Below are 11,562 nucleotides of genomic sequence, written 5' to 3'. Positions count from 1 at the left end.
GCCAAGCATAACAGCACGTCTGGGTTAAGCTTTCGCGCCATGATCAACCGGCACTGTGGCGGCCAAAGGGCAAGCCGGGACAGGCGGTGCGCCGATCAACTCGGCCACGGCCTGCGCCAACACCAGATCGAAGCACGGCAGGAAACGGGCAAAGGGCGCAACGACCGGGCTGACGGCGATTGCCGGCGCCGCCGCTACATCCCCTGCAAAACCACGGCATTCGCCGCCGCGCCACAGCGCCGGTTCCGCAGCCAGGGCGGCGCGCACAAGGCTTGGCGGCGCGCCATCCCCGGCAATCGGCGTTTTGGCGGCGGCAGCGGCGCCAAGCGGCGCGATCAACCATGCACCCGGACTGTCGTCCAATGTGATCGCCCCGGCTTCGATGTGTGGCGTGATCCGCCGGCGACCGTCCCAAAGCAGAGCGCCAGCTACCGGCGCGGAACGCGGCAGGTCGCGCGATTCACGGCGCAGGAAGATGCCGTTTCGCCTGATATCGACGACCGCCCGCGACAATGTGGCGCAAAGCCGACCGGCCCGCATTTGCTCGAACAGCGCTTCGCTGCGCGCCTGGTCCGGCAACAAGGCGGTGCCGCCCGTCGCCGCCAGCAGGACACGCAGCGCATAGACCGCGGCTCGCGTGTCGTCAGCTTCGGCAAGACCGGGATCGAGACGGATGAGACCCCTCGCCGGCCGGCTGGCAAATTCACCGATCAGGGCGGCGGCGCGGCGACCGAGTTGTTCGCGCTCGCCGGCGGCCCGCCTGGCCAGGCCGATCGCTTCGGCAAAACGCTGCCTGCTCCGGTCTTCGCCGAGCACGGCCCGGATGCGCGGGCGTTCGAAATTCGTGTCGATGTTGGTCGGATCCTCCGCCCAGCCGACATGTTCGCGCTGCAGGAAGGCGCGCAACGCCGCGCGCCGAGCGCCGAGCAGCGGCCGCGCGATCCAGATCCGCCAGTCATAGAGGGTGGCAGGCGCCATGCCGGCGAGACCTCGGCCTGCAAGCTCTCGCCCGTCATTCCGCGCGGCTCGCATCAGGACGGTCTCGGCCTGGTCGTCGGCGGTGTGGCCGGTCACGATCACACCAATGCCTTGCGCCTGCGCTGCCTCGGCCAGCAACCGGTAGCGCGCCTCGCGCGCCGCCGCGGGCAGGCCGGCCGACGGCTTGGCGCCGGACCAGTTGAGCGCCCGGTGCGCGATGCCGCGCTCGGCACAAAGCTTTGCCACGCTGCGCGCTTCGGCTGCTGCTTCCGGACGCAGGCCGTGGTCGATCGTCACCGCCAGCAGCCGGGCTGTCGGGGCGCTGCGGTCGAGGTGAGCCTTGAGGAGAAGAAGGAGGGCGGTCGAGTCGCTGCCGCCGGACACGGCCGCAAGCGCGCCGTTGGTAAAGTCGATCTGCGAAAAATTCGAAAGGTCAGGCTCGGTATCGAGCATCAATGCATGTCGCGCAAAAGTGGTCCCGGTTCTGGGACAACACGGCAAAGACTAGCACGCCGCCAGCGCCCTCTCCTGCTTGACGCGTTCCTTGAGCGCGGCCGAAATATCGGGATAGCGCTTGCCGATCTCGCCGAAGGTGGCGCAGGCGACATCCTTCTGCTTGAGGCCGACCAGCGACACGCCAAGCTTCAGGAGCATGTCAGGCGCCTTCTTGGCCTTCGGATAGTCCTTGCTGGCGGAGAGGAAAACCTCGGCAGCGTCATGATACTTCTGCTGGCCAAGCAGCGATTCGCCAAGCCAGTAATGCGCGTCCGCCGCCTTGGCGTCCTTCGGGAAGCGGGCGATGTGGTCGCGAAAACCCTGCTCGGCGGTGCTGTAGTCGCCCGACAGGATGAACTGGTAGGAGTTGCGGTAGATCTCTTCCGGGTTGTTGGTGGCAGGCAGCGCCGCCACCACCGTGCCGTCCGACTTGCCGGTCTTAGCCCCGGCAGCCGGCGCCTCGGCGGCGGGAGCCGCACCTTCCGCCGGCGCCGCTGCCTGCGTGTTGCCGCCGGCGTCGATTACATTGCCGTTCTTGTCGACGGTAATGGTGCCGAAGGTCTTGGGCGGCGTGCCGTTGATCACCTTGCCGGGATCGCCGGTCTGCGATTCGACGATGACCTCGCCGACGCTCTGGCCGCCATCCGGCTGCGCGCCGGCATCGGCCGGCGCCTGGTCTGCCGGGGCCTCGGCGACGCCGGTGCCCGCGCCACCGTCCTGCGGCGCGGCCTCCGATTTCTTCTGGGCCGGCGGCTGCCCGCTGGAGCCGCCTTCCAACTGCTGGAAGCGGAACTCGTTGTCTTCCTGCTGCTTGCGCATCTGCTCCTGCATCTGCAGGATCTGGAAGTTGAGTTCCTCGAGCTTGCCGTTCATCTGCCGGAGCTGATCTTCCAGCCCCGCGGCGGCGGTGCCGTCCTGCTGCTGCGCGATCTGTTGCTGCTCCGGCTTCTCCTTCTTGCCGAAAATGCCGAGCGTCGGCAGATGGAAGGAAAAGCCGCTATCCGCGGGTTGTCCGGTGCCGCTCGCAGAAGCCGCGAAGCCTGATACGAGCAGCAGCGCAAGCGTGCCGCTCAAGACCGATCTGAAATGCATGTGCCTCTCGCCGTGAATATCGTGAGCCTGTTCGCGCCTTCCGATCACAGTGGGACCGGCACGACGCCCTCGGCTCTTAGCAGGAGGCGAGACTTCGGCCAAATTTTGTTTCCGGGTTTGTTTCCGGGACCGAAACTGAAAAAGGCGGCCACAAGGCCGCCTTTCGCATGGAAGTGTTGCAATTATGCGACTAAGGCCGCCGTCTTACTCATCAGGAGCCGGCGCCGGAGAGCGTGGTGACGGCGCGGCGATTCTGCGACCAGCAGGAGATGTCGTCGCAGACCGCGACCGGACGTTCCTTGCCGTAGGAAATGGTCTTCAGGCGGCTCGCCGAAACGCCCCTGGCGACCAGGAAGTCGCGGGTGGCGGCGGCGCGGCGGGCGCCGAGAGCCAGATTGTATTCACGCGTGCCGCGTTCGTCGGCATGGCCTTCGACGACGATGGCGTACTGCTTGTACTGGTTGAGCCACTGCGCCTGGCGCGACAGCGTCGTCTGCGCATCGGCGCGGATCGCGGTCGAGTCCGTGTCGAAGAAGATGCGGTCGCCAATGTTGACGGTGAAGTCCTTCGCCGAGCCGGGCGTTGCCGCACCCGCGCCGTTGAGGCCGAGCTCTTCAGCGCTGTTCGGGGTTTTCTTCGAGGCGCAACCGGTGATGGCGAGCATTGCGATCAGGGCGATCATCGCCGGGTTTCTGGTAAGTGCTGCGATACGGCCCATGCCGCCTCTCCTTCGTATTCGAGTGATCGTATTTCGAGTGATTTCGTTGATCACCCAGTAACCACGTTTGGGTTAACCGGCATTCAAGAAATACGGTTAATGTTTGGTTTCGATCGTCCGTCCACGACCTTCAAATCCACGGTCACAGTTGGCGCGGACCCTAGGCGGAAATGCGGCCGAAACGCGACTAATGAATGGAAAAGGGGCCAAACGGGCCCCTTTTTAGCAGGTGTGGCAATTCGGCCGAACCTACTCCAGCAGCGGCGACCAGGCGGGATCCGACGCGAAATTCGCGGTCGGGATCGACTGTTCGTTGCGGCCGGTGAGATCGACGGAAACCAGTTTTGGGCCGCCGGCGGAGTCGCGGAAGAACATCAGCACGCGGCCGTTGGGCGCCCAGGTCGGTCCCTCCTGCTGGAAGCCCGAGGAGAGGATGCGCTCGCCCGAACCGTCGGTCTTCATGACGCCGATCTGGAATTCGCCGCCGGTCTGCTTGGTGAAGGCGACGAGGTCGCCGCGCGGCGACCACACCGGCGTCGAATAGACGCCGTCGCCGAACGAAATGCGGGTCTGGCCCGAGCCGTCGGCGCCCATCACATAAATCTGCGCACGGCCGCCACGATCGGAAGTGAATACCACCTTGCTGCCGTCGGGCGAATAAGAGGGCGAGGTGTCGATGGCGGTCGAGTTGGTCAGCCGGGTGGTCGAGCGGCTTCGCAGGTCCATGGCGAAGATGTTGGAATTGCCGTCATCGCGCAGCAGGCTCATGATCACCTTCTGGCCGTCGGGCGAGAAGCGCGGCGCAAAGGTCATGCCGGGAAAGTTGCCGACCAGTTCGCGCTGTCCGGTCTCGATCTGCAGCAGATAGACCCGCGGCTGGCCGCTTTCATACGACATGTAAGTGATTTCCTGCCGATTCGGCGAGAAACGCGGCGTCAGCACGATCGAGCGGCCATCGGAGAGATAGCGCACATTGGCGCCGTCCTGGTCCATGATGGCGAGCCGCTTCTTACGCGCATTCTTGGCGCCGGATTCGTCGATGAAGACGACGCGTGTGTCGAAATAGCCCTTCTCGCCGGTGAGCTTCTCATAGATCGCATCGGCGATGATGTGGGCGACACGGCGTTGATTTGCGTCGTTGGCGAAAAACTGCTCCCCGGCTATCTGCTGGTTGCCAAAAATATCCCATAGTCGGTACTGGGCGCGGATTCGGCCGTCCGCCTCCTTGCTCACGCTGCCGGTGACCAGCGCCTGCGCATTGATCACCTTCCAGTCGTCGAAACGGGGCTGCGCATCCGGATTGGCGATCTTCTCGATGAAGGCGTTCTTGTCTATCGGTGCGAAGAGACCGGAGCGCTTCAGGTCGGCGGTGACGATCTCGGAAATCTGCGCGCCGAGCCCTCCCTGGAAATCTGGGATGGCGATCGGCATCGGTTCGACATTGCCTTTGTTGACGTTGAGCTCGAGGGTTGCTCGAGCAGGCAAGGTGACGACGGCGTTCATGCCCATCGCCATCGCGGCGACCATCAGGAGCGGCTTGAGGATGGATTTCATGTCTTCTCGCTTCTCTTGCTGATTTCTGGGTGCTCAGGCTACAGGCCAAGCATCGCTCTGGGATCGAAGTTGACGCGAACGTCGGACCAAATGTCATGCTTTCCGGCGGGCACCTGCAGGCCGACGACATCGCATTTCTGCACAGCGCGAACCGCGCTGCTGTCGAATTGGGGGTTGCCGCTGGACTTCTCGACGGTCGGACGGCCCTCCAGCTTGCCGGAGGCATCCAGGCTGAAACGGATCACCACGGTGAAATCCTCAGAACCCTCAAGCCCAACCGGGAGGGTCCAGCAGCCACCGAGCTGTTCTTCCAATGCCCCTTGCTCGGACTTCGACAGCTTCTGGCCTTGATCCTTGTCGCCGCCTAGCGATGCCTGCTGGGTCGAGCGCTTGGCGCCGCCGCCGGATGGCTTCTGCTTGTCGAGCAAAGCCTTGATGTCAGCCTCATTGAACTGCTTGTCATCCGACTTCGGCTTCGACGAGGCTTCCTTGACCGGCTTGTCGGTGTCCTTGCGGTCCGGAGCCTTCGCGCTTTCGGCCTGCGCCGGCTGCGGCTTCGGCCGTGCTTCGGGAGCAGGAGCGGAAGTCGGAAGCTGCGCTTCTTCCAGAGGCTGCTGATCCGATATGGCTTCGGCGACCGCATCGGGCTTCACGCGTGGCTTCGGCTCTATGGCGGCGGTCGTGTCCGGCTGCGGTGTTGGTGCAGGCTCCTTCACCGGGGTCGGCTTCGGTTCAACCTGCTTCACCGGCTCGGGCTTGACCTCTTCCTTCGGCTGCGGCTCCGGCGCCACCTCCGTCGCAGGTGTCGGCTTCGGCGCTTCCTTTGGCTTCGGCGTGTCCTCGGTCTTCGGCTTTTCGGTCGGGGTCGGCGCCGGAGCAGCCGTCGCTGTTTTCTCCACCGGCTTCGGCTTGGGCTCGTCCGTCACCGGCTTGTCGGTATCAACGCTGTTCTCGCCGATTTTCTGTGCATCTGGCACGATGTCGGGACGCTTGGTCGGCATCGGCGCCGGCTTTTCGTGCATCACCGCCTTCTTGTCGCCCTGCAGCGTCTGCGCAATGGCTTCCATGTGAACGATGTCGACCGCTATCGACTCCACATCCGTGGACGGCAGCGCGGCCGGCGCCGACAGGGTGAACAGGCCGAAAGCCAGTGCCACCGTATGCAGTATCACCGATGTGGTGAGGCCGGTCTTCATCGTGCGTCTACTGATCCTGTTGCTGCAGTGAAATTAGGCCGATATTCTTGTAGCCGGCGGCCTGGATGAGGGCCATGACCTCCATCGCGGCGCCATAGTTGGTCGCCTTGTCGCCGCGGATGAAGATGCGCTCTTCGTAGCCGGTCTTGGAAATCGCCTGCAGTTTGGCGACCAGCTCTTCCCTTGGGATTTCGGTCTCCTGCAGGAAAATCTTGCCGGCCGCGTCGATCGAAACGGTGATCGGCTGGGTGTCGGCGTTCATAGCCTTGGCCTTCGTCTCCGGCAGGTCGACCGGCACTCCGACCGTCAACATAGGTGCGGCGACCATGAAGATGATCAAGAGCACCAGCATCACGTCGACCATCGGCGTGACGTTGATTTCCGACATCAATGCATGGTGGCGGCCGCGCCGCCTGTGTCCGCGCCCGCCGCGTCCTGCCATGCCAACCGACATACCCATCTTCTTACCTCAGCCCTTAGGCGCTACTTTTTCATCGATTTGGCGCGAGAGTATGGCGGAGAACTCATCCGAGAACCCTTCCATCCGCACCGCGATCTTGTTCGCGTCGGATGACAGCTTGTTGTAGGCGATAACCGCCGGTATGGCGGCGAGAAGACCGATGGCCGTCGCCAGCAGCGCTTCGGCAATGCCGGGTGCAACAACCGCGAGACTGGTGTTCTTCGAACCGGCAATCGCCTGGAACGAGGTCATGATGCCGATGACGGTGCCGAACAGGCCGATGAAGGGTGCGGCCGAACCAGTGGTGGCGAGAAAGCCGAGACGGCCCTCCAGCTTCTCCATCTCGCGCGTCAACGCCAGGTCCATCGCCTTGTCGATGCGGGTCTGCAGGCCGAGCGGCGATTTGGCCCCCTTCTCGAAGCTCTTCTTCCATTCGCGCATGGCCGCAACGAAGATCGCACCCATGCCCGTGGTCTTGCGGTCGGCAAGCGTGCGATAGAGCTCTTCCAGCGACTGCCCCGACCAGAACACCTGTTCGAAGCGATTGAGCGACAGACGCATGCGGGCATAGCTGACCAGCTTGTCGACGATGATCGCCCAGGTCCAGACCGAGGCGCAGAGCAGACCGATCATGACCAGCTTGACCACCCAGCTGGCCTGTGTGAACAGCGCCCAAATCGACAATTGCGCTGCCGGATCGGCGAGTGCGGTAGTTTCCATGCTTCAGTCCTTAAGATTTTCCGGGCATCGCTGGCGGCTGGCCCATGGGCATCCCTTGTGGTCCGTTCGCGCTTGGCTTCCGGATTAACCCCAAAATGCACCGTTGGCGGCCTTTTCAGGGCAAATATTGGTGAAAGGAAGGCGCGCGGATTCTTCCAATCTTCACCGATCTCTTCATGAACCGTTATGGTTAAGGATGGGTTAGGAAATATGGCGCGGCGCATTGCCGCGCCAAGGCACGACGCGGGCCATCCATCCACAATCGAATGCGCTGCCGATTGGCCGCTCGTTGCCGGCCGGCAGGCCTGGATATCAGCTTGCTCCTGGTAGAAAGGCCGCGATCCATTCTTTCGGAAAGCGTTTCGGCCGGCCGTTGTCGCCGATGATCGCCGCCTCGACCTTTGCTTCGACCAGTACCTCTGTCCCGCGTTTCAATTGCTGCGCCATGACGATGCGGGCGCCGGAAATATCCTGCGTCGATGTGTCGATGGTCAGGATGTCGTCCATGCGGGCAGGCGAGCGGAAGTCGATCTCCATGCGCCGCACCACCCAGACGATCCGTTCGCCGTGCTTGCCTTCGTGAAGTTCTGTGTGGTGGACGCCCGCCAGCCTGAGATAGTCCGAGCGCCCACGCTCGAAGAATTCGAGATAGCGCGCATGGTAGACGACGCCGGAAAAATCGGTGTCGGCATAATAGACTCGCGCCATCAGCCGATGGCCGAATTCCGTCAAGGCTCCGGAAAGCCCGGCAGCAAGCGCCGCCGATTCACCATGATCGTCCATCGCGCTTTCCTTTTTGCCCCCGGCGGGGCACCTGTCTTGCCAAAATCACCAGCGCAGCAAACCGGATGGCACTGTTGACGGCGATGATCAAGACCGTGATGGCAGCGCTGCTGGTGCTGGCGGCGTCTGCGCTTCCCGGTCAGGCCGCGACCTTTTCGATGAAGCGCGGCCTCAACCTCGACCAGTGGACGACCTGGGTCGGGGAAGACAAATGGAACGACCGACAAGCCATCCTGCCCTACCCGGAATGGCGCAAGTTCCTCGACGAGGGTGACCTCAAGGCGCTGAAGGCCGCCGGTTTCGACTTTCTGCGCATGCCGGTCGATCCCACGCCGTTTATGTCGGATCAGACACTGGCGCTGCGTGACGACCTTTATGCCAGCGTGCGGGACTCGGCGCGCATGATCAACCGGGCCGGTCTGAAAGTGATCGTCGACATGCACCTGATCCCGGCCGGCGGCGGCCGCGAGATCGGCATGGGCCAGGTGATGGACGATCCCGCAACCTTCGACGCCTATGTCGAGGTCGTCCGCAAAATGGCGCACACGCTTGCCACTGAGGACCCGGCGCAGGTCGCTTTCGAGCCGATGAACGAGCCTATCGTCGACTGCGACAGCGATGGCACCAGCCTGTGGCCGGAGCGTCAGCAAAAGCTGTTCGCGGCCGCGCGCGCCTCGGCCACCAGGCTGACGCTGATCCTGACCGGCGCCTGTTATTCGAATGCGGCTTCGCTGGTCAGGATCGACCCAAAGTCGATCCCCGACGACAACCTCATCTGGACCTTCCACTCCTACGACCCGTTCCTGCTGACGCATCAGGGCGCGACCTGGGCCGGCGATTTCATTCTTTATGTTACCGGGCTGCCCTATCCGCTGACCGCGGTGCCGCGCGCCGAGCTCGATGCGACGCTGGATGCGATCCGCGCCAAGATAAAAGCCGAGGCGCCATGGACCAGACGGAACGGCCTGCTCGCCTATCTCGATGAACAAGCCGCCAGCATGGACACGGACGAAAAGCTGCTCGGCGTCATGGATGCGCCGTTCGAAAAGGTCGAGGCCTGGGCGAAGGCCAACGCCATCAAGCCGGAAAACATCACGCTGGGCGAGTTCGGCATGATCCGCCAGGAGTATGGCAACCCCTATGTGATGCCGCCCAAATACCGCGCCGCCTATGTCAAGGACATGATCGCGCGCGCCGAGGCGCATGGCTTCTCATGGTCGGTGTGGAGTTTTGGCGGCGCCTTCGGCATCGTCGATGCCTTCAACGGCGAAAAGGCCGAACCCGCCGTGATGGATGCAATCCGCTCGCTCCATTAGCCCTAGGGCATGTCGAGATTTCAGGTCAGGCCGAGTCGGAAACGAGGGGTTCCGAGAACCGGAAGGGAGCGGACTTTGGTCCGTGACTACCGGAAGCGCAGGAACACCTCATTTGCAGGCCGGCATCACCTGAATACCGGCATGCCCTAACCGAGGTCGATCTGCAGGATCTCCGGCCGCATGCCAAAGCGCACCGGCGCGATGCTGAAGCCGAGCCCGCCTGACACGATCAAATTGCGGTCATTCTCGACGACATGGCCATAGGCAAAGCGGTTGCCGAAGCGGGACGGCACCACCGGTGAATAGCCGAACAGCCTGACCTGCCCGCCATGTGTGTGGCCCGACAGCGTCAGCGAAACCCGCCACGGCACTTTCGGGAAAATGTCAGGCTCATGCGCAAGCAGGATGATCGGTGCCTGATCGGTGATCTTGGCCAGCGTGCCGTCGAGATCGTCGAGGCCTTCAAATTTGTCGCGGCCTGCGGCCTTGTTCGGTAACAGGGCCAGCTGGTCGGCGAGTCCGGCGATCCAGAAGCCGTATCCATTCTTTTCCAGACGCACAGCGTCGTTCTCCAGAACCGAGATGCCGGCTTCCTCCAATGCCTTGCGCGCCACAGTCGGCCCCGCTCCGGCCTGCTGCGCGAAAGGATCGTGCCACCAGTCGTGATTGCCGAGGATCGACAGGACACCAAGCGGCGCCTTCAGTCCTGACAAGGCCGGCGCCCATTCATGGGCCTCCACCCGGTTCGTCACCAGGGACATGCCTGAGATATAGTCGCCGAGCAGTACGATCAGATCGGGCTGCAGCACGTTCGCACCCTCGACGAGCGAAGCGATCCGCTCAGGCGTCATCCAGGGGCGGCAGGCGTGAATATCGGCAAGTGCTACAACGCGCAGCTTCAAGCTCGCCGGCCAATGCGGCGGCGTCAGCCGGTAGCGCTTCACATGGGTCAACAGCATCGGCTCGATGCCGACCGCATAGGCACTGAGCGACGCCAGCGAGAGGAACGAACCTCCGGCGAATTTCAGGAACCCGCGTCTGGTGATCACTTTTCTGGCTCCGACCTTGATCGGAGCAGTTCGCGCCGACATTGCGACGCCCGATACAATCGAGGAATGCGCCTTCACGCTGGCAGGTTTGAGGAGATTCTGCACAGAATCCGTTCCGAAGAACAAATGTCCGTTACTCTTCCTGGAACAGGTTGATCTGCTGCTGCGCCAGATCCTTCGGTGCGTCGAGGCCGAGATGGCGCCAGGCATTGGCGGTCATCACGCGGCCGCGTGGCGTGCGTTGGATGAAACCCTGCTGGATCAGATAGGGCTCGATAATGTCCTCGATGGCGTCGCGCGGCTCGGACAGGCCGGCGGCGATGGTTTCGATGCCGACCGGCCCACCACCGAAATTGCGCGCGATCATCGAGAGATAGCGGCGGTCGAGCGCGTCGAGGCCGAGCGCGTCGACCTCCAGCCGCGTCAGGGCTTCGTCGGCAACCTGCTTGTCGACGTGACCGTCGCCGGCAACGGAGGCGAAGTCGCGCACCCGGCGCAGCAGCCGGCCGGCGATGCGCGGCGTGCCGCGGGCGCGACGTGCGATCTCCAGCGCGCCATCGTCGCCAAGCGGCATTTGCAGGATGCGGGCGCCGCGCCGCACGATCTGCTCCAGTTCCTCGACAGAATAGAAATTGAGCCGCACCGGAATGCCGAAACGGTCGCGCAGCGGGTTGGTCAAAAGGCCGAGCCTGGTGGTGGCGGCGACGAGCGTGAAGCGGGCAAGATCGATCTTGACCGAGCGTGCCGCCGGACCTTCGCCGATGATCAGGTCGAGCTGGAAATCCTCCATCGCCGGGTAAAGGATCTCCTCGACTGCCGGATTGAGCCGGTGGATCTCATCGATGAACAGCACATCGCGGTCTTCGAGATTGGTGAGAAGTGCGGCGAGATCGCCGGCCTTGGCGATCACCGGACCGGAGGTCGAGCGGAAATTGACGCCGAGCTCGCGCGCCATGATCTGCGCCAGCGTTGTCTTGCCAAGCCCCGGCGGCCCGACGAACAGCACATGGTCAAGCGCCTCGCTGCGGCCCTTGGCGGCCTCGATGAAGACTTTGAGATTGGCCCGCACTGCGGCCTGGCCGACGAAATCGGCGAGCGTCTGCGGCCGCAAGGTCTGCTCAGCATCCTCGCCGCGCTTTTCCGGGGCAATGAGGCGGGGTGAAAGGCTCATGCGGCCTTCCTCGCACAGGGCAAAGGACCG

General features: G+C 63.5%; 11 protein-coding genes. 1 reads left to right on the top strand and 10 read right to left on the bottom strand.

The window, feature by feature from the left end:
- Nucleotides 1–24 precede the first annotated feature (24 nt).
- The 8 genes from tilS to ybgC all read right to left on the bottom strand — a co-directional run bounded on the left by tilS (nucleotide 25) and on the right by ybgC (nucleotide 7,996).
- Nucleotides 25–1,431: a tRNA lysidine(34) synthetase TilS gene (gene tilS, locus NLY33_RS07945; protein ID WP_023704886.1), complete on the bottom strand. Its 1,407-nt coding sequence runs from the start codon at nucleotides 1,429–1,431 to the stop codon at nucleotides 25–27.
- 51 nt (nucleotides 1,432–1,482) lie between these two features.
- A complete protein-coding gene (gene ybgF / locus NLY33_RS07940; RefSeq protein ID WP_023694601.1) occupies nucleotides 1,483–2,565 on the bottom strand; it encodes a tol-pal system protein YbgF in 1,083 nt (360 codons plus the stop codon).
- 211 nt (nucleotides 2,566–2,776) lie between these two features.
- Entirely contained in the window at nucleotides 2,777–3,283 is a 507-nt protein-coding gene (gene pal / locus NLY33_RS07935; RefSeq protein WP_027050585.1) for a peptidoglycan-associated lipoprotein Pal, read from the bottom strand.
- Between the two features lie 249 nt (nucleotides 3,284–3,532).
- Entirely contained in the window at nucleotides 3,533–4,837 is a 1,305-nt protein-coding gene (gene tolB / locus NLY33_RS07930; RefSeq protein ID WP_023673841.1) for a Tol-Pal system beta propeller repeat protein TolB, read from the bottom strand.
- A gap of 38 nt (nucleotides 4,838–4,875) precedes the next feature.
- On the bottom strand, nucleotides 4,876–6,033 hold the full coding sequence (tolA, locus tag NLY33_RS07925) for a cell envelope integrity protein TolA (RefSeq protein WP_023708210.1): 1,158 nt from the start codon (nucleotides 6,031–6,033) through the stop codon (nucleotides 4,876–4,878).
- A 7-nt stretch (nucleotides 6,034–6,040) separates the two neighbouring features.
- Nucleotides 6,041–6,493: a protein TolR gene (gene tolR, locus NLY33_RS07920; RefSeq protein ID WP_023673843.1), complete on the bottom strand. Its 453-nt coding sequence runs from the start codon at nucleotides 6,491–6,493 to the stop codon at nucleotides 6,041–6,043.
- Nucleotides 6,494–6,502: 9 nt separating this feature from the next.
- Nucleotides 6,503–7,213 (bottom strand): protein TolQ, encoded by a 711-nt coding sequence (gene tolQ, locus NLY33_RS07915; RefSeq protein WP_023673844.1) that lies wholly within the window; start codon nucleotides 7,211–7,213, stop codon nucleotides 6,503–6,505.
- Between the two features lie 312 nt (nucleotides 7,214–7,525).
- Nucleotides 7,526–7,996, bottom strand: a complete 471-nt coding sequence (gene ybgC, locus NLY33_RS07910) for a tol-pal system-associated acyl-CoA thioesterase (protein ID WP_023704889.1) — start codon at nucleotides 7,994–7,996, stop codon at nucleotides 7,526–7,528.
- A 65-nt stretch (nucleotides 7,997–8,061) separates the two neighbouring features.
- Between ybgC and NLY33_RS07905 the strand changes: the two genes are divergently transcribed.
- A complete protein-coding gene (locus NLY33_RS07905) occupies nucleotides 8,062–9,312 on the top strand; it encodes a glycoside hydrolase family 5 protein (protein WP_023704890.1) in 1,251 nt (416 codons plus the stop codon).
- Between the two features lie 146 nt (nucleotides 9,313–9,458).
- Here NLY33_RS07905 and NLY33_RS07900 read toward each other — a convergent pair whose 3' ends face one another.
- Together NLY33_RS07900 and ruvB are read right to left on the bottom strand one after the other, a co-directional pair.
- Complete coding sequence (locus NLY33_RS07900) at nucleotides 9,459–10,361, bottom strand: metallophosphoesterase (protein WP_023704891.1); 903 nt, start codon at nucleotides 10,359–10,361, stop codon at nucleotides 9,459–9,461.
- Between the two features lie 133 nt (nucleotides 10,362–10,494).
- Nucleotides 10,495–11,532 carry a Holliday junction branch migration DNA helicase RuvB gene (ruvB, locus tag NLY33_RS07895; RefSeq protein WP_023708211.1) on the bottom strand — a complete coding sequence of 346 codons (1,038 nt, stop codon included), beginning with the start codon at nucleotides 11,530–11,532 and terminating at the stop codon, nucleotides 10,495–10,497.
- Nucleotides 11,533–11,562 lie beyond the last annotated feature (30 nt).

This window comes from Mesorhizobium sp. C432A, assembly GCF_030323145.1.
Lineage (GTDB): Bacteria > Pseudomonadota > Alphaproteobacteria > Rhizobiales > Rhizobiaceae > Mesorhizobium.
The sequence above is the reverse complement of the archived record's forward strand: the minus strand, read 5'-3'. Positions and strand labels throughout refer to the sequence as shown.